Annotated in this window: 18 protein-coding genes; 14 read left to right on the top strand and 4 right to left on the bottom strand. The window is 72.1% G+C overall.

Going from position 1 to position 23,775, the window contains the following annotated elements; translation table 11 throughout:
* Positions 1-22: 22 nt before the first annotated feature.
* Positions 23-655 carry a lysophospholipid acyltransferase family protein gene (locus tag MBR110_RS11100; RefSeq protein ID WP_175994797.1) on the bottom strand — a complete coding sequence of 211 codons (633 nt, stop codon included), beginning with the start codon at positions 653-655 and terminating at the stop codon, positions 23-25.
* Between MBR110_RS11100 and MBR110_RS11095 the strand changes: the two genes are divergently transcribed.
* From MBR110_RS11095 to MBR110_RS11035, 14 genes are all read left to right on the top strand, one after another.
* Positions 648-1,028, top strand: a complete 381-nt coding sequence (locus MBR110_RS11095; protein ID WP_155416765.1) for a hypothetical protein — start codon at positions 648-650, stop codon at positions 1,026-1,028. The two genes, MBR110_RS11100 and MBR110_RS11095, sit on opposite strands and share 8 nt — an antisense overlap.
* Before the next feature lie 79 nt (positions 1,029-1,107).
* Positions 1,108-1,713, top strand: a complete 606-nt coding sequence (locus MBR110_RS11090) for a CDP-alcohol phosphatidyltransferase family protein (protein ID WP_011884371.1) — start codon at positions 1,108-1,110, stop codon at positions 1,711-1,713.
* A gap of 90 nt (positions 1,714-1,803) precedes the next feature.
* Positions 1,804-3,573 carry a bifunctional alpha/beta hydrolase/class I SAM-dependent methyltransferase gene (locus tag MBR110_RS11085; protein ID WP_181709068.1) on the top strand — a complete coding sequence of 590 codons (1,770 nt, stop codon included), beginning with the start codon at positions 1,804-1,806 and terminating at the stop codon, positions 3,571-3,573.
* On the top strand, positions 3,570-4,967 hold the full coding sequence (locus MBR110_RS11080) for a phosphatase PAP2 family protein (protein ID WP_131753617.1): 1,398 nt from the start codon (positions 3,570-3,572) through the stop codon (positions 4,965-4,967). Before MBR110_RS11085 ends, MBR110_RS11080 begins: the two co-directional genes overlap by 4 nt.
* A complete protein-coding gene (locus tag MBR110_RS11075; protein WP_059462253.1) occupies positions 4,964-5,425 on the top strand; it encodes a hypothetical protein in 462 nt (153 codons plus the stop codon). The genes MBR110_RS11080 and MBR110_RS11075 overlap by 4 nt, the downstream gene beginning before the upstream one ends.
* Before the next feature lie 620 nt (positions 5,426-6,045).
* The gene (gene bcsB, locus MBR110_RS11070) at positions 6,046-8,379 is read left to right on the top strand and encodes a cellulose biosynthesis cyclic di-GMP-binding regulatory protein BcsB (protein ID WP_212165408.1); all 2,334 of its coding nucleotides are present in this window, start codon (positions 6,046-6,048) and stop codon (positions 8,377-8,379) included.
* Between the two features lie 3 nt (positions 8,380-8,382).
* Entirely contained in the window at positions 8,383-9,594 is a 1,212-nt protein-coding gene (gene bcsZ, locus MBR110_RS32110) for a cellulose synthase complex periplasmic endoglucanase BcsZ (protein WP_045579244.1), read from the top strand.
* On the top strand, positions 9,579-13,514 hold the full coding sequence (locus tag MBR110_RS11065; protein ID WP_181709067.1) for a cellulose synthase subunit BcsC-related outer membrane protein: 3,936 nt from the start codon (positions 9,579-9,581) through the stop codon (positions 13,512-13,514). The genes bcsZ and MBR110_RS11065 overlap by 16 nt, the downstream gene beginning before the upstream one ends.
* A gap of 10 nt (positions 13,515-13,524) precedes the next feature.
* Positions 13,525-15,480 (top strand): cellulose biosynthesis protein BcsE, encoded by a 1,956-nt coding sequence (gene bcsE, locus MBR110_RS11060; protein ID WP_176295599.1) that lies wholly within the window; start codon positions 13,525-13,527, stop codon positions 15,478-15,480.
* Positions 15,477-15,686, top strand: coding sequence for a hypothetical protein (locus MBR110_RS11055; protein ID WP_011884388.1), 210 nt, complete (start codon positions 15,477-15,479; stop codon positions 15,684-15,686). The genes bcsE and MBR110_RS11055 overlap by 4 nt, the downstream gene beginning before the upstream one ends.
* A complete protein-coding gene (gene bcsQ / locus MBR110_RS11050) occupies positions 15,683-16,489 on the top strand; it encodes a cellulose biosynthesis protein BcsQ (RefSeq protein WP_059741302.1) in 807 nt (268 codons plus the stop codon). Before MBR110_RS11055 ends, bcsQ begins: the two co-directional genes overlap by 4 nt.
* Positions 16,486-19,023, top strand: a complete 2,538-nt coding sequence (gene bcsA, locus MBR110_RS11045; protein WP_126220573.1) for a UDP-forming cellulose synthase catalytic subunit — start codon at positions 16,486-16,488, stop codon at positions 19,021-19,023. Before bcsQ ends, bcsA begins: the two co-directional genes overlap by 4 nt.
* A 26-nt stretch (positions 19,024-19,049) precedes the next feature.
* Positions 19,050-20,603, top strand: a complete 1,554-nt coding sequence (gene bcsG / locus MBR110_RS11040) for a cellulose biosynthesis protein BcsG (RefSeq protein WP_014722846.1) — start codon at positions 19,050-19,052, stop codon at positions 20,601-20,603.
* Positions 20,585-20,782 carry a hypothetical protein gene (locus MBR110_RS11035; protein ID WP_011884396.1) on the top strand — a complete coding sequence of 66 codons (198 nt, stop codon included), beginning with the start codon at positions 20,585-20,587 and terminating at the stop codon, positions 20,780-20,782. Before bcsG ends, MBR110_RS11035 begins: the two co-directional genes overlap by 19 nt.
* A 55-nt stretch (positions 20,783-20,837) precedes the next feature.
* Here the strand turns inward: MBR110_RS11035 and MBR110_RS11030 are convergent, their stop codons facing one another.
* From MBR110_RS11030 to MBR110_RS11020, 3 genes are read right to left on the bottom strand one after another with little or no spacing between them, the layout of a single operon-like run.
* Complete coding sequence (locus MBR110_RS11030) at positions 20,838-21,722, bottom strand: pirin family protein (protein ID WP_045579240.1); 885 nt, start codon at positions 21,720-21,722, stop codon at positions 20,838-20,840.
* Positions 21,723-21,748: 26 nt separating this feature from the next.
* Positions 21,749-22,141, bottom strand: a complete 393-nt coding sequence (locus MBR110_RS11025; protein WP_011884400.1) for an OsmC family protein — start codon at positions 22,139-22,141, stop codon at positions 21,749-21,751.
* Positions 22,142-22,190: 49 nt separating this feature from the next.
* A complete protein-coding gene (locus tag MBR110_RS11020; protein ID WP_181709066.1) occupies positions 22,191-23,771 on the bottom strand; it encodes a cation:proton antiporter in 1,581 nt (526 codons plus the stop codon).
* Positions 23,772-23,775: the final 4 nt, after the last annotated feature.

Here is a 23,775-nt window from a genome sequence, read left to right as displayed (position 1 = left end):
ATAGGAAGAGTAGGCGCCGCGTTCAGCCGGCCGGCCGCTGCGGCGGCGCGAGCGCGACGAGCGCGTCGCGCATGCGCGCGAGGAAGGTCGGCTTGTCCTCGCCGGCGCGAAGCGCATCGTTCGCGCCGAAATGCACGTTGCAGATCAGCGGCACGGGCCAGATCGTGCCCTTCGGCATGATCCGCTGCAGGTTCTCGAGGTAGACGGGCGCGAGCGCGACGTCCGGGAATTCGGTCGCGAGGTGGTACAGCCCGCTCTTGAACGGCTGCGGCAGCACGTCCGCACCGCGCGTGCCTTCCGGAAAGATGATGATCGAGTGGCCTTGCCGCAGCGCGTCGCGCACGGGGTCGAGCGGGTCGCCGCCCGACTCGCGGTGGCGATCGATCAGCACGACGTTCAGCAGCTTCTGCGCGATGTGCCGCTTCAGATTGCCGCTGTCCCAGTAGTCGCGCGCGGCGACGGGCCGCACGACCGCGCGCACGTCGCGCGGCAGCGCCGCGAGAATCGCGAGCGTGTCGATATGGCTCGTGTGGTTGGAGAAGTAGATCTTCTGCGTCGGCGCGGGGCGGCCCTGATGCCATACCGGATACGCGCCGGCCACGAGCCGCACGATTGACAGCAGGAAATCGCGTTGCCAGACGTTGACGATGTTCATCGGCGCCGCGCCTCCCGCATGCGTGAGCGTGCCGCCACCGATGCGCGGCGACCGCGTGGATCCCGAAATGCCGGCGCGGCAGGATGCGCACCGGACGGCCATGGTTCAATTTTTGTCAAATTCGTGGCTGCCTGTCGCAGGGCCGCGACGGCCGGACGCGTTGCCGCTTGTATCGGAGTGCGGCGAATGCGCCGATCGGCGGCGTAATAATCGGCTATTGCACGAGCGCCCGCTGCAATTCGAATGGATTGGTGTGCTGACGGGCTTGCGGATTATCGCGAGTTTCGGTCGAAAATGCCAGATTGCGCGCGCAACGAACGCGGCGCACGGCTTGACGCGTCGCAGCCGCTCGGCGACGATTACGCCCACCTGACGACCGCCGATCGCGGCGGTCGAGCCGCCGGGGGTAGGGCGGCGGCGAACGTGTCCGAGCGTGCCGAACCAGAAAAATCATGAGCCTCTACGCACTCAAACCAAAATTCCAGAACTGCCTGCGTCCGTTCGCGGATTCCCTCGCCGAGCGCGGTGTCACCGCCAACCAGGTCACGTTGTTCGCGGCGGGCGGCTCGATCGTCGTCGGTGCGCTCGCGGGGCTCGGCGGGTTCGCCCGCGCGCTGTTCCTGCTGATTCCGGTCTGGCTGTTCGCGCGGATGGCGCTCAACGCGATCGACGGCATGCTCGCGCGCGAACACGGGCAGAAAAGCACGCTCGGCGCGTACCTGAACGAGCTCGGCGACGTCGTGTCCGATCTCGCGCTCGTATTGCCGTTTCTCGCGATTCCCGCGTTCGCGCCGGCCGACGTCTGGTTGTTCGCGCTCGCCGCCGTCATCGTCGAATGCGCGGGGCTGATCGGCCCGCTCGCGGGCGCGACGCGCCGCTACGACGGCCCGTTCGGCAAGAGCGACCGTGCGCTCGCGCTCGGTGCGTTCGCGCTGTGGTTCGGCGTCGGCCTGCCGATCGGCGGCGTCGGCGCGTGGCTGTGGCGCGTGCTGATCGTGCTGTCGATCGTGACGGCCGTGCGGCGCGTGCGGGCCGGCGTCGCGGAAGCCGGCGGCTGATGACTGATGGCTGACGATTGACGGCACGCGCGTGAGACCGGCGCCGGGGGCGGCGCCGCATGATTCGAATAACGAAACGAGAGAGATCGCATGAGCGCACGCACGGCCCGCGAGGCCGACTTCATCGCGCACGACGGCACCGCGCTGTTCTATCGTCACTGGCCCGCCACCGCGCCGCGCTGCCGCGGCGCGATCGTGCTGCTGCATCGCGGTCACGAGCATTCGGCGCGTGTCGCGCACCTCGTCGACGAGCTCGACCTGCCCGACTTCGCGTTCTTCGCATGGGACGCGCGCGGCCACGGCCGCTCGCCCGGCGCGCGCGGCTACAGTCCGGGCGCGGCCGCGTCGGTGCGCGATCTGCAGAGCTTCGTCGAGCACATTCGCGACACGCACGGCGTCGCGATCGAGGACATCGCCGTCGTCGGACAGAGCGTCGGCGCGGTGCTCGCAGCCGCGTGGGCGCACGACTATGCGCCGCCGATCCGCTGCCTCGTGCTCGCGTCGCCCGCGTTCCACATCAAGCTGTACGTACCGTTCGCGCGGCCGGGCTTGCGGCTGATGCACAAGCTGCGCGGCCTGTTCTACGTGAACAGCTACGTGAAGCCGAAATTCCTCACGCACGACCCGCAGCGGATCGCGAGCTATGCGGCCGATCCGCTGGTCACGCGGCCGATCGCGGTCAACATGCTGCTCGATCTGCACGACACCGCGCAGCGGATCGTCGCCGATGCGGCCGCGATCACGGTGCCGACCCAGCTGCTGATCTCGGGCGCCGACTGGGTCGTGCATCGCGCTCCGCAGGATCGCTTCTTCGAGCGGCTCGGCGCCGCGCGCAAGGAGCGCATCGTGCTGCCGGGCTTCTATCACGATACGCTCGGCGAGCGCGACCGCACGCAGGCGCTCGCGCCGCTGCGCGCGTTCGTGCTGCGCGAATTCGACACGCCGGGCCCGCGCGTGTCGCTCGCCGACGCCGACCGGCGCGGCGCGTTCCATGACGAATACGTGGCGCTCCGCGCTGCGCCGGGGAGCCCGTTCGCGCGCGCGTACTGGGCGTTGGTGCGGGCCGGCCTGAAGGCGGGCGGCGCGCTGTCGGACGGCATCGCGCTCGGGCTGCGGCTCGGCTTCGATTCGGGCTCGACGCTCGACTACGTGTACCGCAATCGCGCGCAGGGGCGCTTCGGCATCGGCGCGCGGATCGATCGCACCTATCTCGACTCGCCGGGCTGGGCCGGCATTCGCCAGCGCAAGCTGCACCTGCAGGAGTTGATCGGTGCGGCGATCGGCCGGCTGCGCAGCCGCGGCGAACCGGTGCGCATCGTCGACATCGCGGCCGGCCACGGGCGCTACGTGCTCGACGCGATCGCGACGGCCGCCGAGCGCGACGGCGGGGCGCCCGACGACATCCTGCTGCGCGACTACAGCGCGCCGAACGTCGATGCCGGGCGCGTGCTGATCGCGCAGCGCGGCCTCGAGCCGATCGCGCGCTTCGAGCGCGGCGATGCGTTCGACGACGCGTCGCTCGCGACGCTCGAGCCGCGTCCGACGCTCGCGATCGTGTCGGGGCTGTACGAGCTGTTCGGGGACAACGCGCTCGTCGAGCGCTCGCTGCGCGGGCTCGCGCAGGCCGTGCCGCCCGGCGGGTATCTGGTCTATACGGGGCAGCCCTGGCATCCGCAGCTCGAATTCATCGCGCGCGTGCTGAACAATCACCGCGGCGAGGCGACGTGGGTGATGCGCCGCCGCTCGCAGGCCGAGATGGACGAGCTCGTCGCGCGCGCGGGCTTTCGCAAGCTCGACCAGCGCATCGACGCGATGGGCATCTTCACGGTCAGCCTGGCCCAGCGGGTCGACGCGCAATGAGCGCGCCCGGCGTTCGCGCGGGCCGTGCCACGCAGGCGGCGGCCGGCGCAGGCGACGCGTCCTGGGCGTTGCGCATCGGCGCGCTCGCGGCGATGGGCGCGCTGTTCTTCTCCACCTACGGTCTCGCGAACTGGCTCGCCGCGCGCCGCGCCGCGGTGCCGACCTTCGCGTTCGGCTGGGAGCACGCGATCCCGTTCGTGCCGTGGACGATCGTGCCGTATTGGTCGATCGATCTGCTGTACGCGCTGTCGTTCCTGTTCTGGACCCGTCGCGACGATCTGCTCGACCACGTGAAGCGGCTGCTGACCGTGCAGCTCGTGTCGGTCGCCTGCTTCATCGCATGGCCGCTGCGCTTCGGCTTCGCGCGTCCCGACGCGAGCGGCGTGGCCGGCGCGTTGTTCACGCTGCTGATGGGGTTCGACAAGCCGTACAACCAGGCGCCGTCGCTGCACATCGGGCTGCTCGTCGTGCTGTGGGCCGTCTACGCGCAGCAGCTGCGCGGCACGCTCGCGCGGGCGCTGCTGCATCTGTGGTTCGCGGCGATCGGCGTATCGGTGCTGACGACCTACCAGCACCACGTGATCGACGTGCCGACCGGCGCGGCCGTCGGCTGCATCGCACTGTTCCTGTTTCCGTTGCGCGATGCGGCGGGCCGCTCGCGCAGCGGCGACGCTGCGCCGTGCGCGGCGAGCCGCGCGCTCGCGCGCCGCTATGCGCTCGGCGCGGCGACGTTCGTGCTGGTCGCGCTCTGGTGCGTGCCGCGCGCGCCGGCCGCGGCGTTGCTCGCCGGGTGGGTCGCGCTGACGCTCGCGTGCGTCGCGTGGGCTTACTGGCGCGGCGCGCCCGCCGCGTTCCAGAAGGACGACGCCGGCCGCATGCCGGTGTTCGCGCGCTGGCTGCTCGCGCCGACGATCGTCGGCGCGTTCGTCAATTCGCGGCTGTGGACGTTGCGGCACGCGGCGCCGGTGCGCGTCGCCGAGCGCGTGTGGATCGGCCGCACGCCGACGACGCGCGACGTGCGACGCCACGGCTTCACCGCGCTCGTCGACCTGACGGCCGAGATGCCGCGCTGGGCCGCGGCCGACGCGTCGCTCGCGTATGCGGCGGTGCCGCAGCTCGATCTGGTGGTGCCGAGCTGCGCGCAACTCGCGGCGGCGGTCGAGGCCATCGAGCGCCTGCATGCGCAAGGCCGCGACGTGCTGGTTCATTGCGCGCTCGGCTACGGGCGCAGCGTGCTGTGCGCGGCTGCATGGCTCGCGGCACGGCGCGGGCTGAGCGACGCGCGCGACGCACTCGCCGCGGTGCGCGAGGTGCGAGCGCGGGCGGTCTGGTCCGACGACGCGGTCGCCGTGCTGCAGGACTGGCTCGATCGCCGCGCGGCGGGGCGCGCATGAGCGGCGCTTCCTCGGCGCCGTTCCGGATCGCCGCCGCACGCGGCGTGCTCGACGCGGGCGCGTGGGCGATCGCGGCCGCGCTGGCGGCGGCCGGCGCGGGCGGATGGATCGCATCGGGCTGGCCGCCGGCGAGCATCGCGCGCGCGGTGCTGGCCGTCATCAGCGCCGGCTCGGCGATCGCCGCGCTGTGGTACGCGGTGCGCATCGAGATCGATCGCCGCTTGTTCGCCGCGCTCGCGCACGCGACGTCGGACGACGGCGACGACGAGCTCGGCCACGCGCTCACCGCGCTCGATCGCGCACTGGCCGACCTCGGCTGGATCGATCCACGCAGCGCCGCGCGCGGGCTCGACGCGCGCGTGCGCGGCGCGGTCCGGTTATGCCGGGCCGGCATGCTCGTCGCGATCGTGCAATGGGTCGTGGTGGCGGTCGCGATCGCGGTGCCGGTGGGCCATTGACGGCCATCTCGGCGCATTAGCGGCCCGTTAGCGACCCATTAGCGCCCGGCCGCGCCACACGATCGCGGCGCCGCCCGCGACGCAGCGCAGCAATGGCCCGAACCGCGTGACCGAACCGCGGAATCGATTTGATATAAATCAGCTTTGCGCGAAGAAATCCCGACGTGCGGCGCACGCTTGCGGTAGCATACGCGCCGCCCACGCGGCAGCGCACATTTCGGGCGGCCCGCAAGGAGCCGCAATCCGTCTCCACGCACACCTGCCGCACCGACTCGATGCTGGCAGGCCGATCGCCAGCCCTCGTGCAAGTTTTGCCATTCAATCGCTGCACGCAGCATTTCCGACCGAATTGAGTTTTTTTCGCTTCGGCGTTGCTGAATCGTGCGGCTTTCGTCCTATTTTTAAGATAGTGTGACGAATGGGGTAGCGCCGGTGCCAGGCGCTCGCGTAGACGCGCGACCGGACAAAGAAGCCGCGTCGCCGTTCAGATAAATGAATTCAGGCCAGATAGATTATTGAGGGGAAGCAGTGGGGATGTGCACTTACGGGCATAGCTGCTTTGCGCGCGCCGGTCGCGGCGCGCTGGATCACCGGACGTTCGAAACGATGCGGGGCCGAGCATGAGGCCGGCCGCGTCGTTGTTCATGCTGTCCGCTGCGCTGTTCGGCGCATTGCATACCGCCGCGCCGTCCGCCGCGCCGATGCCGGTCGCGTCGGCCGGGTCGGCCGTGCCTGCGGTTGCCGGCGCCGCGTCCGCACCCGCCGATGTTGCGCGCGCGCCACAGGTTGCCGCCGCATCGGGCGCGGCCACCACGGCTGCAGCCGGCGGACCGGCCATCACCGTGCGTCTGCCGTTCGCGTCGCTCGGCGCGTTCGACCCGCTGCATCTGCGCGGCGCCGACGATGCGCGCACGATCAACGCGGGCGTGCGGCTCGATCGCGTGGTGACCGGCGCGCGGCTGCGCCTGACCTACGCGTATTCGCCGTCGCTGGTGTTTCCGATGTCGCATCTGAAGGTGCTGGTGAACGGCGAGGTCGTCTCGACCGTGCCGTTCGACGCGCCGCGCGCGGGCCGCATGGTCACGCAGGACATCCCGATCGATCCGCGCTACTTCTCCGATTTCAACCAGATCGGCCTGCGCCTGATCGCGCATTACACGCTCGATCATTGCGAAGACCCGTCGAACTCGGCGCTGTGGGCCGACGTGAGCCCGACCAGCGAGCTGATCCTCGACGAAGCGCCGGTGCGCCTGCCGAACGATCTGGCGCTGCTGCCCGCGCCGTTCTTCGACCGGCGCGACAACGGCCGCCTGCGGCTGTCGTTCGTGCTGCCGGCGTCGCCCGACTCGGCGACGCTGCGCAGTGCCGGCGTGCTCGCGTCATGGTTCGGCGCGCTGGCCGATTACCGGCAGGCGCGCTTCCCGGTCGCGACGACGCTGCCGGCCGACGACCAGGCCGTCGTGATCGGCACGGTCGCGACGCTGCCGGCCGGCCTCGCGCTGCCGGCGGTCAACGGCCCGCTGCTCGCCGTCGCCGACAACCCGGCCGCTCCCGGGCGCAAGCTGCTGATCGTGACCGGCCGCACGGCGGCCGAGGTCGACGACGCGGTCGGGACGCTCGTGCTCGGCCGCGCGGCGCTGTCGGGCCCGGCCGCGACCGTCGCGCACGTCGATCTCGGCGCGCCGCGCAAGCCGTACGACGCGCCGCGCTGGTTGCCGGTCGACCGGCCGATCGCGTTCCGCGAGCTCGTGTCGGACCCGCGCCAGCTGGAAGTGCGCGGCACGTCGCCGGACGCGATCCGTCTGAACCTGCACGTGCCGGCCGATCTGCATTCGTGGAACGGCTCCGGCGTGCCGATCACGCTGCGCTATCGCTACACGGCGCCGAGCGTGCAGGACGACTCGACGCTGTCCGTCGAGATCAACGACCAGCTCGTGAAGTCGTACCGGCTCGCGCCGGCCCATTCGGAAGACGCGCGCGGCCGCATGCAGCTGCCGCTGCTGTCGGTGCCGGAAGGGCGCGTGACGAGCGACGTCGACATTCCGGCGTTCCGGGTCGGCAGCGGCAACCAGCTGCAGTTGCGCTTCACGCTCGATTCGCAGAAGACGGCGCTGTGCTCGAGCACGGCGCTCGAGCCGCAGCGCGCGGCGGTCGACCCCGATTCGACGATCGACTTCTCGCACTTCGTCCACTACGCGCAACTGCCGAATCTGGCGTACTTCGCGAACAGCGGGTTCCCGTTCACGCGCTTCGCCGACCTATCGCAGACCGCCGTCGTGGTGCCCGACCGGCCGTCGCCGCAGGAGCTCGAAGCGTATCTGACGATGCTCGGCCACATGGGCCAGTGGACCGGCTTCCCGGCGCTGCGCGTGCAGCTCGCGCGGCCGGGCGAAGTCGCCGCGCTCGCGGGCCGCAAGGATCTGCTGGTGATCGACGGCTCGCCTGCGTCGCCGCTGCTGTCGCAGTGGCGCGCGGCCGCGCCGCTGTCGATCGACCCGCAGGCGGGCGCCGGCGCGACGCGCGTCGCGTTCGCGGTGAAGGAGCGCTGGCGCAACGGCGTCGGCCAGCCCGACGGCGGCGCGCACATTGAACAGACGGGCCCGCTGGCCGCGCTCGCCGGTTTCGAGTTGCCGGGCAGTCACGGCCGCAGCGTCGTCGCACTGACCGCGACCGACCAGCCGCGCCTGGGCGACCTGCTCGACGTGTTCGAGAAGCCGGGCCTCGTGTCGCAGCTGCAGGGCGACCTCGCGCTGGTGCGGCCGGGGCAGGTCGACAGCCTGCGCGTCGGCGATCGCTACGTGGTGGGCTTCGTGCCCTGGTATGCGCGCGTCTGGACGCACGCGGCGCGTCATCCGGTCGTGCTGGGCGTGGTCGGCGTCGTTGCCGGGCTGCTGCTCGCGCTCGGCGTGTTCAGCGTGCTGCAGAGAATCGCCGCGCGCCGACGGGGGATGTAACGGATGGTGTGGGCATACGCAACACGGCGGGCGGCGCGGCGCGCCGGCGCGGCGCTCGCGCTGGCCGCCGCGGCAGCCGGCCCGCTGCACGCGGCGCAGGACGGCGCGGGCGCAGCGGCGGGGTCGGCCGGGGCGCAATGCGGCGGCGCGGCGTGGCCGCGCTGGGACGCGTTCAAGCGCGATTTCGTGTCGGCCGACGGCCGGGTGATCGACGTCGGCTCCGACGATTCGCGCACGGTATCGGAGGGGCAGGCGTATGGACTGTTCTTCGCGCTCGTCGCGAACGACCGGCGCACGTTCGACACGATCCTCGCATGGACCGAGAACAATCTCGCGCAGGGCGACCTGAGCGCGCATCTGCCCGCGTGGCTGTGGGGCCGCGCGCCGGACGGCGCGTGGCGCGTGCTGGACGCGAACGCGGCGTCGGACGCCGACCTGTGGATCGCGTACACGCTCGTCGAAGCGGGCAGGCTGTGGCACGAGCGCAGCTACACCGCGCGCGGTGCGCTGCTCGCCAAGCGCGTGCTCGACACCGAGACGGCCAGCGTGCCGGGCCTCGGCCTCACGCTGCTGCCCGGCCCGACCGGCTTCAAGCTGGCGAACGGGCAATGGCGCGTGAACCCGAGCTATTCGCCGCCGCAGGTGATCCGCGGGCTTGCCGCCCGCTTGCCCGACGAGCGCCGCTGGGCCGCGCTGATGACGAGCACAGGCCGCGTGCTGCTCGACACCGCACCGAAGGGCTTCGCGCCGGACTGGGCGCTGTATCGCGCGGGCGCCGGCTTCGGCCCCGATCCGCAGACCCACGCGGAAAGCGCGTACAACGCGATTCGCGTGTACCTGTGGGCCGGCATGCTGGATCGCAGCGATCCGCTCGCCGCGCCGCTGCTCGCGCGTTTCGCGCCGTTCGCCGACCACATCGCCGCGCATGGCGCGCCGCCGGAGCGGGTCGACACGACCACCGGCGTCGCCGCGCCGAACGACGGCAACGGCGGCTTCTCCGCGGCGGCCGTGCCGTTCCTCGCCGCGCGCGGCCAGCAGGCGCTCGCCGATGCGCAGGCCGCGCGGGTCGATGCGCTCGCGCGCCAGTCGCCGCCCGGCTATTACACGAGCGTGCTGACGCTGTTCGGCCTCGGCTGGCGCGACGGTCGCTACCGGTTCGGCGCCGACGGGACGCTCGACGCGCGCTGGGAGGGCCGTCCATGCGCGGCACGATGAAACGCGCGGCGCCGCGCGTCGCCCGGTTCGCGTGGCTCGCGTCGTCGATCGGTGCGGCCGTGCCGGCCGCCGCCGCCGCTGTCACCGTGGCTCCGGCGCAGGACGTCGTGACGTCCCAGCCGGCCGCGACGCTGAGCGCGGCCGATCGCTCGGACGCGCAGCGCCTGCTGTCGACCGCGCGCATGTGGGGCGACAAACATCGCGACGATCTTGCGCGCGATGCGCTGCGCAAGGGGCTGCTGATCGCACCGGACGATCCGGGCCTGCTCGCCGAGCAGATGCGCGTGCTGCTGCGGCTCGGCGATTCGAAAGGCGCCCAGGCCGCGCTCGCGCGCCTGCAGGCGCGCGCACCGGCGGCGCCGGACACGCGCCGCGCGGCCGACGAATACCGCGTCGCGACGAGCGGCCGCGGCGAGATGGCGCAGATTCGCCTGCTCGCCCGCAGCGGCCGCACGGACGAAGCCGCGCGCCGCATCGTCGCGCTGTTTCCGAACGGCGCGCCGTCGGGCGCGCTCGGCGCCGAGTATTACGAGATCCTCGCGAATGCGCCGGGCGGCCGCGAAGCGGCGCTCGCCGCGTTGCGTCGGCGGATCGCGGCCGATCCGCAGGACGTCAACGCGTCGATGGCGCTCGCGCGGCTGCTGAACCAGCGCGCCGAGACGCGCGCGGAGGCGAACCGAATCGCATGGGCGCTCGCGAAGCGCCCGGACGCCGACCATACGGAAGCGATGAACATCTGGCGGCACGTGCTGCAGTCCGCGGGCGCCGATCTCGCGTATCTGGACGCGCTGCACGCTTATCTCGAACTGGTGCCGGACGACACGGAATTCCACGACCGCGCGGCCCAGCTCGACCAGCAGCGCGACGCGCAGCGCAAGCTCGAACGCGATCCCGACTACATCGCGCAGCAGCGCGGCCTGCAGGCGCTCGCCCGCGGCGATCTGGCCGGCGCCGATCCGCTGCTCGCGCGCGCCGCGCGCGCCCGGCCCGACGACGCCGATGCGCTCGGCGGCCTCGGGCTGCTGCGGCTGCGCGAAGGCCGGCATGACGAAGCGCGTGCGCTGTTCGCGCGTGCCGCGGCGCTGGCCACAACCGATCAGCGCGGCAAGTGGCAGGGCCTCGCGCGTACCGCGCAGTTCTGGGGCCTGCTCGCCCAGGGCCGCGCGGCGGCCTCGGCCGGCCGGCCGCAGGACGCGGAGCGCTCGGCGCGCGCCGCGCTCGCGATGCAGCCCGACAGCCCCGACGCGAAGCTGCAGCTGGCCGATGCGCTGCTCGCGCAGCGCGACTGGACGCGTGCGGAGCCGCTGTTGCGCGAGTTGCTCGCCGTGCGTTCGCCGAGCGTGTCGGTCGTGCGCGACACTGCGCTGCTTTATCAGAACACCGGGCGCGCCGAGCGCATCGGGCCGTTGCTCGACGCGCTGCAAAGCCGCGTGACCGGCAGCGACGATCGTCGCGCGCTCGACGGGTTGCGTGCCGACCTGCTCGCGACCGAGGCGCGCGCGCTCGCCGACAAGGGCGAGCGCGGCCCGGCCGCGCAGCGCTACGAGGCCGCGGTGCGCGCGGCGCCCGATGAGCCGTGGACGCGTTTCGCGCTGGCGCGGCTGTATCGCGACATGGGCTTGCCGCAGCTCGGCCGCACGGTGATGGACGACGGCCTCGCGCAGGCCGATACGCCCGAAATGCGCTATGCGTGCGCGCTGTACCGCAACTCGATCGACGACGTCGCGGGCGCCCGGACGGCGCTCGCCGGCATCGCCGACGCGCAGCGCTCGGACGGCATGCGCGCGCTCGCACGCAAGCTCGACGCCGAAGCGGCGCTGGCCGACGCGCGCGTCGCGCTGGGCGGTGGCGACCGGACGGCCTTCGCCGCGTCGCTCGCGCACGCGCAGGCGAGCGCGCCCGACGATCCCGACATGCTGGCCGCGATCGGCGCGCAATGGATCGACGCGGGCGAGCCCGAGCGCGGGCTCGCGCCGCTGCGCGACTGGATCGCCGCGCATCCGAACGAGGCCGATCCCGACGTGCGGCTGCGCTACGGCGATCTGCTCGGCAGCGCGGCGCGCGACGACGCGCTCGCCGCATGGCTCGCCGCGCTGCGCGGCGAACGCGGGCTGACGCCGGCGCAGACCGCGCGTCTCGAAGACCAGTCGTTGCGGCTCGTGCTGCGCCAGACCGACGACGCGATCGCGCAGCAGGACTATGCGCGCGCGCGCCGGCTGCTCGAGCGCGCGAGCCCGGCCGGCCGGGCCGACCCGCGCTACGCGCTCGAGCTCGCCGATCTCGAACGCGCGCAGGGCCATTATGATGCGGCGCGCGCCGCGCTCGCGCCGGTCGTCGCGCGCACGCCGGACGATGCCGACGTGCAACTCGCACTCGCGCGCATCGACGAGGACAGCGGCCAGCGCAAGGCTGCGCTCGCACGCGTGCAGGCAGTGCTCGCGCGCACGCCGGACGACGACGTCGACACGCGGCTGTCGGTGGTGCGGCGCCTGAACGCGCTGCGCCGCGCCGACGAAGCCGCGCAGGTGGTCGAGCCGTTGCAGGCCGCCTATCCGGCGCGCGCCGACGTGACGGTCGCGGCCGGCCGCGTGGCCGAGGCGCAGGGGCGCTACGACGATGCCGCGTCGCTGTACCGGCTGTCGCAGTCGCAGGAGCGTGCGACCGGCGTGAGCCCCGGCCGCGACGGCCGCACGCCGGCGCAAGCCGCGTTCGCGGAGCTCGAGCAGCGGCGCGATCCCGAGATCGAGGCCGGCTGGCTGCCCGCGTACAAGTCCGGGGACGAAGGCGTGTCCGCGTACCGTGCGCAGCAGGTGCCGATCTACATGCAGCTGCCGATCCGCTACGACGGTCATGCGTTCCTGCAGCTCGACACCGTGCATCTGGACGCCGGCACGCTCGACACGAGCGTGCCGGACACGTACACGCTGAAGACCTTCGGCACCTACGCGGCGCTCAGGTCGCCGATCGGGCTGCCGGCGCCGTTCGCGCAGAATCCGGCGGCGGCCGCGCTGCTCGCGCAGCCGGGCGACCTGCATCAGTCGATGACGGGCGTCGCGCTCGGCGCCGGCTACCGCACCGAAGCGTTGCGCGTCGACCTCGGCACGTCGCCGCTCGGCTTTCCGGTGCACTACGTCGTCGGCGGCGTGCGCTATCGGTTCGACGCGGGCCCGGCGAGCTTCAGCGTGAACGCGTCGCGCCGGCCCGAAACCAGCAGCGTGCTGTCCTATGCGGGGATGCGCGACCCGTGGACCGGCGCGGTCTGGGGCGGCGTGCGCCGCGACGGCGTGAACCTGCGCGGCTCGGTCGACGTCGGCCGCGTGAATCTGTTCGCGGAATTCGGCGCGGGCGTGCTGTCGGGCCGCAACGTCGAGCGCAACGCCGAAGCGACGCTGCGCACCGGCTTCACGGTGCCCGTCTACGAGCGCGCGACGATGCGCATCAGCACCGGCCTCGTCGGCAACGCCTGGCACTACGCGCAGAACCTGCGTTACTACACGTACGGGCAGGGCGGTTACTACAGCCCGCAGCGCTACCTGTCGCTCGGCGTGCCGATCGAATGGGCGGGGCGGCGCGACGCGCTGTCGTGGGACCTGACCGTCACGGCCGGGATCTCGAACAGCTACGAGAAGGATTCGCTGTTCTACCCGACGCTGACCGACCAGCGCGCCGCGCAGCAGCGGGCCGGCTTCGTCTATACCGGCAGTTCGACGCAAGGCGTGGCGTTCTCGTACGGCGTGAACGGCATCGTCGAATATCGCGTGAACCCGCACCTGAGCGCCGGCGCACAACTGCATATCGACCGCTCGCACGCGTATGCGCCGAGCTCGGCGCTGGTCTACGTGCGCTATGCGTTCGATGCGCGCGCGCCGCGCAGCTGGCTCGTCACGCCGACGCCGGTGCGGCTTTATTCGGATTACTAGGGGAAGCGCGTTGAATACCGAAACCGAAGCCACTCGTCCCGCGCGCGGCGCGGCCGGTCTGCTCGGCCCGCTGCGCGCGCTGTTGCGCACGGGGCCGGCCGGCGGTCGCGCCGGCCCGTTGGGCGGGCTCGCGATCGACGGGCTGCCCGACACCTGGACGCAGCTCGAAGCAGGCGGCCTGTACGCCGTGTACGCGGCCGCCGACACGCCGGCGTGCGACGCGCTCGTATGGGAAAGCGCGCGGCAGTCGCGCACGCGCGACGTGACCGTCGTGCTGTCGCGCGACGCGGCGCGCGTCGCCGCGCAGATGCAGGCGCGCGGCTTTGCGGGCGGCGCCTTGCCGGCCGGCTGGCCGCGCAATCTGAACGTGCTCGCGATGCCGCCCGAAGCGCAGGCGGCCGCCGACGGCGAACCTGCAGCCAGTGCGGCGCCCGGCCCGTTCGCGCGCCTCACCGGCGGCCTCGATGCGTTGAAGCGCTACGGCTTTCGTGCGCGTTCGGTGTACTTCGTCGAAGGCGCGCAGCGCTGGCTCAGCTGGGACGCGCCGGACGCGCTCGCCGAGGAGGCCTACGCGCTCGCCGACTGGTGCCGCATCCACCGCATCGCGCTGGTGCTGCTGCTCGATCCCGAGCTGGCGCGCGCGGGCAGCGCGCCGCGCACCGACGATCCGCCGCTCGTGCGCGACGCGAATCGCGCGACGCGCAGCGGCTTCCACGGCATCTGCTCGGGCGTCGCGCAGTTGCAGCGCACTCACGGCGAGCTGCTGTGGGTGGTCGACTTCTGGCGCGCGGGCGACACGCTCGCGGCCGGTGAGGTGCGGCCGCTGCGCTTCGCGCCCGACGGCCGTCTCGCGGCCATCGCCGATGGCGTGCCGACCGAAACCGCGCGCGCGATGAAGCTCGCGAGCGACGAGGATCGCGTCGTCGTCAGCCGCGCGGTGCTCGACGCAGGCGGGCGCGTGCCTGCGGGCTGGGAAGTCGTCGACGACAACGCGGCGGTGGTCGCCGCCTGTGCGCACGCGCAGGCCGCCACCGCGGTGCTGGCGTTCCGCGCGCACGCGCAGCTCGAAGGCGTGTGCGCAGCGGTGCACGCGTTGCGGCGGCAGTGCGGCGGCGCGCTGAAGATCGCCGTCGTCGAGCGCGACGTGGTGCTGCGCCAGCAGTTCGAGATGCTGGTGCTGAGCGTCGGCGCGAACTGTGTCGTCGCGCGCGATTTGCCGGTGTCGCGGATGCAGGCCGCCGTGCATGCGCTGCGCGGCCAGCTCTACGCGCGCCCGGTCGCGTCCGACTATCGGGCGGCGCTCGCCGCCGCGCTCGGCGATTCGGTGCTCGGCTACCTGCCGGTCGGCGCGTTCTGCGAGCGCATCCGCGCGGTGCTCGAGCGCGGCGCCGTGCTGGCGCTGCCGCATACGCTCGCGAAGCTCGCGCTGCTGCCCGGCGTGTCGCATGTCGATGCGCTGCGGCATTGCCGGCCGCGCCGCGCGGGCGACGTCGTGACCGCCGATGCCGCGCACCTGTACGTGTTCCTGTTCGCCTGCGAGCCGGCCGATGCGGAGGATGCGCTCGCACGCATCGTCGACGTGCCGCTCGATACGGTGTCCGACCGCGTCGTGTGTCTCGGGCAGGGCAGCATCGACACCGAGCTCGATGCGCTGAAGGCCGAGAACCGCCGTGCGCCGATCGCCGACTACAGCGACCTGTTCGCCGCCGAGCAGCCGGCCGGCGCCGCGCAGCCGGCGGCCGAGCGCACCGCGGCATCGGCAGCGTCGGCCGCAGCGGCCGACACCGCCGAAGCCGGTGAAATCAGTCGCTCGATCGACGCGATCGATACGATCGTCGCGCTCGAAGCGCTGGCCGCCACGCCCGCGCCCGACGATGCAGCGGCGCGGCCCCCCGTCATTTCCGCCGCGCCCCGGCGCGGCGCCATCCGCAGCGCGATGCCGCTGCGCCAGCAGGAGGGCGCATGATCGCCGAACTCGTCATCGGATTCGTCGTCGGCATCGCGATCGCGATACCGGTGTGGATCGTCGCGCAGCACCTGGGCGTCGGTCGCCGCTTCCAGGCGCCGGGCGGGCTCGCTCGACGCGACGCGGTTGCATGCGAACTCGTGCCGGTCGCGTTGCGCGGGCGCCTGCTGCCTGAATTCGAGCGTGCGGCCGGGGCAGAGCAATGAAGACGATCGCCATTACCTCGACCACCGGCGGCGCGGGCCGCACGACGCTCACCGGCGCGCTGGCCGTGCTGCTCGCGCGGCGCGGGCGGCCGGTCGTCGCGGTCGAGTTCGACGTGCAGAACCTGATGGGCGCGACGCTCGGGCTCGACACGCCGGCCGCGCACGGCCTTGCGCACGGGCTGCTGGCGCGCGCCGACGCTGCCGCGCCGTGGCACGCGCAGACCTACCGCAATGCCGACGGCGTGCTGTTCGTGCCGTACGGGCAGATCGACGCCGCCGACGCGGCCGCGTGCGATGCGCGGCTCGCCGCCGATCCCGCGTGGCTGTCGCGCGCGCTCGACGAGATCGCGCTGCCCGCGCATGGCGTCGTGCTCGTCGACACCGCGCGCTATCCGTCGCCGCAGGCCGAGCAGGCGATCCGCCGCGCCGATCTCACGCTCGTCGTCGTGCCGCCCGAACCGGCCGCCTGCGCGAGCGTCGCCGCACGCATCGACGCGTTGCGCGCGGGCGGCGGCGAGCTGCACATCGTCGTGAACCGGCTGAACCCGGCGCGTGACATGCAGCGCGATGCGATCGCGATGCTGCGCGCCGTGGTCGGGCAGTCAGCGGTGCTCGAACAACGCATCCATATCGATGCGGCCGTGCCCGAAGCGTTCGCGCGCGGCAGCTGGATCTTCGACGACGCGCCGCATTCGCAGGCGTCGCACGACCTGAACGGCGTCGCGAACTGGGTCGACGCGTGGCTCGCGACCGCCGCGACCGCCACGACCTCGGCGGCCGGTCGCGCCGGAGCGTCGCGATGAAGGCCGCGCTCGCCTCGCGCTGGCGCGCCGCGACGCGGCGCGCGGCCGACTGGTGCGCGCATGGCCTCGGCCTGCCGGCCCAGCGCACGCTGCTCGACTGGCTCGTGCGGCTGTTCTTCCATGCGCCGCCGCCCGGCCGGCCCGACCCGGTGCGCCGCTGGGCGCGCGCCGCGTTCCTGCGGCTCGCGCGCGACTGGGGCGTGCTGCAGCCGCTGAGCCTGCGCGAATGGCTGTGGCGCGCCGTCGTGCGCGCGCCGCGCGCAGCCGACGAGGGGCCCGCGCGCGATCCGCTCGCATGGTTCGATGCGACCGTCGTGCCGGTCTACGTCGCGCTGCGTGCGGTCGCCGCGCGCATCGACGCGTTGTTCGAACGGCTCCCGTGGACGCGCTGGGGCGGCTGGCTCGACGCGCGCGCCAACGGCGTCGGCCGGCATCGCTGGATGGCGCCGCTGCTGTTGATCGCGGGCGCGCTGATGTGGGCGGCGGCCGGGATGTCGCCACTGATGCCCGGCGCGCAGTTCGCCTTCTTCGCGATCGTCGCGGTGCTCGCGCTCGCGCTGCGCCGTCTGCCGGGACACCTGCCGACGCTCGCGCTGGCGTCGCTCGCGCTGCTCGCCACGCTGCGCTACGTGTGGTGGCGCACGACGCAGACACTCGATTTCCGCAGCCCCGTCGAGGCCGTCGCCGGCTACCTGCTGTACGGCGCCGAAGCCTATACGTGGATGATCCTGCTGCTCGGCTTCATCCAGACCGCGTGGCCGCTCGACCGGCCGATCGTGCCGCTGCCGGACGATCCCGACACCTGGCCGAGCGTCGACATCTACATCCCGACCTACAACGAGCCGCTGTCGGTCGTGAAGCCGACCGTGTTCGCGGCGCAGAGCATCGACTGGCCGACGGCGAAGCTGCGCGTGTACCTGCTCGACGACGGCCGGCGCCCCGAGTTCGCGGCGTTCGCGCGCGAGGCCGGCATCGGCTACCTCACGCGCGACGACAACCTGCATGCGAAGGCGGGCAACATCAACCGCGCGCTGCCGAGAACGCACGGCGAATACATCGCGATCTTCGATTGCGATCACGTACCGACGCGCTCGTTCCTGCAGACCACGATGGGCGTGTTCCTGCGCGACCCGAAATGCGCGCTGGTGCAGACGCCGCATCACTTCTTCTCGCCCGATCCGTTCGAGCGCAACCTCGGCACGTTCCGCGAGGTGCCGAACGAAGGCAATCTGTTCTACGGGCTCGTGCAGTCGGGCAACGACCTGTGGAACGCGACGTTCTTCTGCGGCTCGTGCGCGGTGCTCAAGCGCAGCGCGCTGGAGGAGGTCGGCGGCGTCGCGGTCGAGACCGTCACCGAGGACGCGCACACCGCGCTCAAGCTGCATCGGCGCGGCTACACGTCCGCGTACCTGCCGACCGTGCAGGCCGCGGGCCTCGCGACCGAGAGCCTCGCGGGCCACGTGAAGCAGCGCACGCGCTGGGCGCGCGGGATGGCGCAGATCTTCCGCATCGACAACCCGTTCGTCGGGCGCGGGCTCGGCCTGATCCAGCGCATCTGCTACGGCAACGCGATGCTGCACTTCTTCTACGGGATTCCGCGGCTGGTGTTCCTGACGATCCCGCTCGCGTACCTGTTCTTCCATCTGTACTTCATAAACGCGTCGTCGGTTGCGCTCGCGAGCTACGTGGTCCCGTACCTCGTGCTGGCGAACGTCGCGAACTCGCGGATGCAGGGGCGCTTCCGCCATTCGTTCTGGGCCGAAGTCTACGAGTCGGTGCTCGCGTGGTACATCGCGCTGCCGACCACCGTCGCGTTCTTCAGCCCGAAGCACGGCAAGTTCAACGTGACCGACAAGGGCGGCAAGATCGACGAAGGCTACGTCGACTGGTCGACCTCGAAGCCGTATCTCGTGCTGTTCGCGCTCAACGTGCTGGCGATCGCGGCCGGGCTGTGGCGGCTCGTGGCCGACCAGGGCGACGAGGCCACGACGATCCTCATCACGCTCGGCTGGACCGTATACAACCTCGCGATGCTCGGCGCCGCGCTGGCCGTCGCGCGCGAGACGAAGCAGGTGCGCGTCACGCACCGCATCGCGATGCGCGTGCCGGCCACGCTGCTGCTCGCCGACGGCACGACCGCCGCCTGCTTCACGAGCGACTACTCGACCGGCGGTCTCGGCCTCGAGGCGGTGCCCGGGCTGTCGCTCGCGGTGGGCGACATGCTGACCGTCTGCGTGACGCGCGGCGATCGCCCGTTCCCGTTCCCGGTGCGCGTGAGCCGCGTGACGCCGACGCACGTCGGCGTGAGCTTCGACGCGCTGACGCTCGAGCAGGAGCGTCAGCTCGTGCAGTGCACTTTCGGCCGCGCCGACGCGTGGCTTGACTGGCATACGTCGACGCAGGCCGACACGCCGCTGCGCGGCCTGAAAGCCGTGCTGCGCATCGGCCTCGACGGCTATGTGCGGATGTACAAGGGTGCGGTGCGCAGCATGCAGGCGCTGCTCGCGCCGAAACTCGACCGGGCGCGCGACTGACGCGGCGCTCACACGGAGTGGTTTAGATGACGTTCTGGAATCTGTATTTCATCCTGAAGTTCGTGCTGTTCGCGACCGGCCATCTGCAGCCGCTGTGGCTGGCCAACCTCGCGTTCGCGCTGGCGCTCGCCGCGAGCGCGCGGGTCCGGCGGCGCGTGTCGCGGATCGTCCGGCAACTCGTCGCGATCGCGATCGCGGTGCCGCTGCTCGCGCACGAGATGCATGCGCCGCCGCTCGCGCGGCTCGCCGAAGCCGCGCGCGAAATGAGCACGTTCCGCGCCGATTACTGGATGGAGCTGCTGCCGCGCCTGCTGCCGCCGTTGCTGGCGTTGACCGTGGCCGGCGTGCTGATCGTCTATTTCATCGTGAACCGCTGGGTGCGCGTCGCCACCTTCGTGCTCGCGGCGCTGATCGTGCTGCCGCTGTGGGAGGCCGGCAGCGGGCTCGTCGCGCGCGGCATCGCGCCGCTGCCGCAGCAGGCGAATGCGGCCGTCGCGCGCGCCGACCAGCCGGAGGATTACAACGCGGCGCTCGCGGCGTTCCGCGCGCAGGAGTCGCAGCGCCAGGTCGCGTTCGGCCATCCCGCCAACGATCCGGCCACGCAGTTCGACGTGATCGTGCTGCACGTGTGCTCGCTGTCGTGGGACGATCTCGACGCCGCGAAGGTGCGCAATCATCCGATGCTGAGCCACTTCGACTACCTGTTCTCGAACTTCAGCACGGCGGCGAGCTACAGCGGGCCGGCGGCGATCCGCGTGCTGCGCGCGAGCTGCGGCCAGGAAGCGCATGCGGACCTGTACAAGAGCGCGCCGCAGCAGTGCCATCTGTTCTCGCAGCTCGCGTCGGCCGGCTACACGGTGCAGACGCTGCTCAACCACGACGGCCATTTCGACAACTTCCTGCAGATCGTCCACGACAACATCGGCGTGCCCGATGCGCCGATGGTGTCGAACGCGGCCGCGCCGGTCGCGATGCACGCGTTCGACGGCTCGGCGATCAAGGACGACTACAGCACGCTCGCGAACTGGTACGCGCAGCGCGCGTCGGTGCCGGGGCCGGTCGCGCTGTACTACAACACGATCAGCCTGCACGACGGCAACCGCGTGGTCGGCAGCGCGCTGACCAGCATCGATTCGTACCCGCAGCGCGCGACCAAGCTGATGAACGACTTCGACCACTTGGCCGACCTGATCGCGCAGTCCGGGCGGCGCGCGGTGATCGTGTTCGTGCCCGAGCATGGCGCCGCGCTGCGCGGCGACCACAACCAGGTCGCCGGCCTGCGCGAGATTCCGACGCCGCGCATCATTCACGGGCCGGTCGGCGTGCGGCTCGTCGGCTTCGCGGGCAATCACGGCACCACGACCGTGATCGATCAGCCCACCAGCTTCCTCGCGCTCGCGCAGCTGCTGTCGAACCTCGTGTCGAACAGCCCGTTCAAGCCGGGCGTGACGCTCGCGCAATATGCGGCCGACCTGCCGCGCACGCGGATGGTGGGCGAGAACGAAGGGACGGTGACGCTGCAGACTGCCGGCGGCTACGCGGTCAAGACTCCGGATGGCGTATGGATCGACGAACAGTGATCAACATCGGCGAAGGCGACGACGACCGCCTGTCGCAACCGAACGACGTGCTGGGGCTCGCGCGGCATCTGCCCGCGCTCGACCCCGCGCGCTACGTGGACGAGCAGGCGCGACGCGCGTTCATCGAGTCGCTCGAACGCTGGCCGACGCTCGCGAAGCTGATGGGATTGACGCGCTGAGTGCGATGAGTGCACCGAGGCCGGCGTGCATGCCGGCCTTGCCGCATGCCGCCGCTCAGTGTGCGTTGCGCTCGGGCTGGCGCGTCCATTCGTGTTCCTCGCCCGGCACCTTGCCGAACGTCTGCGCGGCCCACGCGGCGCGTGCGGCGTCGATCTTCGCGCGCGCGCTCGACACGAAGTTCCATTCGATGAATCGCTCGCCGGGCAGATGCGCGCCGCCGAGCAGCATCACGCGCGCGCCCGACGCGCTCGCGAGCGCGACCGTCGCGCCGGGTTCGAGCACGGCCATCGTCGCCGCGGCGAGCGGCGTGCCGTCGATCGTCAGCTCGCCGTCGACCAGATACACGCCGCGTTCCTCATGCTCGGCGTCGAGCGCGAGCGTCCCGCCGGCCGCGAATTCCGCATAGGCGTAAAGCGTCGGCGAGAACACGGCGACCGGCGACACGAGCCCGAACGCGGTGCCGGCGATCACGCGCACGCTCGCGCCGTCGCGCGTGAACGACGGCAGCGTGTCGGCCGCGTGATGCACGAACGCGGGCTCGACGTCCTCGTGCTCGATCGGCAGCGCGACCCAGGTCTGGATGCCGTGCACCGGCTGTTCGTGCGGCCGGTCCTCGTCGGGCGAGCGCTCCGAGTGGACGATGCCGCGCCCGGCCGTCATCCAGTTCACGTCGCCGGGCACGATCTTTTGCCGGAAGCCGAGGCTGTCGTGATGCATCAGCGAGCCTTCGAACAGGTACGTGACGGTGGCGAGGCCGATGTGCGGATGCGGCAGCACGTCGATGCCGCGACCGGGCGGCAGCACGGCCGGCCCCATTTCGTCGAAGAAGATGAACGGGCCGACGAGCCGGGCCGCGCGCGCGGGCAGCACGCGACGCACGACGAGGTTGCCGATGTCGCTTTCGCGCGGCGTGAGCAGGGTCTTGATCGATGCGGACATGGTGGGGATCTCGTGCGCGGGTGAACTCAGGCGATGGCCGTGTCGATCGTGATCGGATGCGACAGGATCTTGTGGACCGGGCACGCGTTCGCGATCTGCAGCAGGCGCGCGCGCTGTTCGTCCGACAGGTCGCCGTCGAGCGTGATGCGACGCACGATCGTGCTGCCGGCGCTGCCGGCCTCGTGCGCGAGCTTCACGTGGACCTCCGCGAGCGGCCAGCCCTTGCGTTGCGCGTACATCTTCAGCGTGATCGCGGTGCATGCGCCGAGGCTCGACAGCAGCAGCGCGACCGGCGTCGGCGCGGTGTCGCCGCCGCCGAGCGCCACCGGTTCGTCGGCGCGCCATTGATGCACGCCGTCGGTGAAATGGACCAGATAATCGACCGAGCCGATGCTCGCTTCGACGGACAGTTCGCTCATTGCAATTCCAGGTTGGGGTAGGGGGCGGCCGGCGATCGCGTGCCGGGCGTCACGGCTCGAGCAGGCGCTGCAGCCGCAGCTCCTCGAAATCCAGCTCGGATTCTATGCGGTGCAGCACGGCGTCGTCGACGCGGCCGTCGCGATGCAGCGCGAGCAGCGCATCGCGCGACACGCCGACCATCTCGAGCTCGACGCCCAGCATCCGCGCGCGCACCTGCGCCGGCTGCGCGCCGTCGCGGTGGGCGCGCTCGTTGAACGCGACGCGGTTGCGGTATTCGGTGAGCAGCCGCTCGCGCGACGCGCGCTCGAGGCCGTCGCCGTCCGGTCCGCGCGCATCGAGCGCGGCGAGCGCCGCGCCGAACGTGTGCGCGCGCACCGCGTGCTCGGACATCGTGTGGCGCACGGCGGGGCGCAGCTTCAGCACGCGGATCAGCGGCGCGAGCGTGCCGCCCTGGACCACCAGCGTCGCGATGATCAGCAGGAACGTGCTGAACAGGATCAGGTCGCGCGCGGGAAAATCGGCCGGCAGCGCGATCGCGGCGGCGAGGCTCACGACACCGCGCATGCCCGACCAGCCGAGCACGACGGCCTCGCGCCACGACCACGGCGGATGGCCGGCGCGCGGCGCGCGCAGCCGCGCGGGCAGCCACATCGCGACGAACACCCAGACGACGCGTGCGGCGATCGCAGCGGCCGTCGCCGGCAGCGCGACGCGCAGGCCGGCCATCAGCACCGCGCCTTCCTGGTTCACGCGCGCGAGAATCGCGTGCAGCGCGAGGCCGATCAGGATGAACACGAGCGCGTCGAGCACGAACACGACGGCTTCCCAGGTGGCCTTCGCCTTGATCCGCAGATCGGCGCCGAACACGCGGTGCTGGCGCACGCCGAGCACGAGGCCGCAGGTCACGACCGACAGCACGCCCGAGCCGTGCACGGCCTCCGCGATTCCGTAGCTGCCCCACGCCATCGCGAACGTGACGACGATGCCGAGCATCGGCTCGCGCACGCGCTGCAGCACCCAGCACATCGCGTGGCCGCATACGAGCCCGGTCACGATGCCGATCAGCGTGAGCGAGAAGAACAGCGCGGTGGCGCCCGCGGTCGTGATCGTCACCGCCAGCGCGGCGGAGACGGCCATCTGGTACAGCAGCAGGCCCGACGCATCGTTGACGAGGCTTTCGCCTTCGAGCACCGCGACGAGCCGCGCGGGCAGCGGATGGCGTTGCAGGATCGCCTTCGCGGCGACCGCGTCGGGCGGCGACACGATCGCGCCGAGCGTGAAGCATGCGGCCCACGGCAGCGCCGAGTTCGCCGCATGCACGGCGAGCGCGACGGCCACGGTCGTGAACGCCACCGCGCCGAGCGCCAGCGACGCGATCGACGCGAGCTCGTGGCGGAATTCCTTCCACGCGGTATAGAAGCCGCTCGACATCAGCAGCGGCGGCAGCACGGCCGCGAGCAGCAGCGCGGGGTCCATGTCGGGCACCCGCTTGCCGGCGACGGCCACCACGCAGCCGCCGACGAGCAGCACGACGGCCGGCGGAATCGACACGCGCTCGGCGAGCCACGTGAGCGCGCCCGCGCCGCAGATCAACAGCAGCAGGTAATGGAACAGTTCGACGTTGCTCATGCGT

Source organism: Burkholderia sp. MBR-1, assembly GCF_013822785.1.
Classification (GTDB): domain Bacteria; phylum Pseudomonadota; class Gammaproteobacteria; order Burkholderiales; family Burkholderiaceae; genus Burkholderia; species Burkholderia vietnamiensis.
Note: the sequence above shows the minus strand (reverse complement) of the source record. Positions and strands in the feature narration are given on the sequence as shown.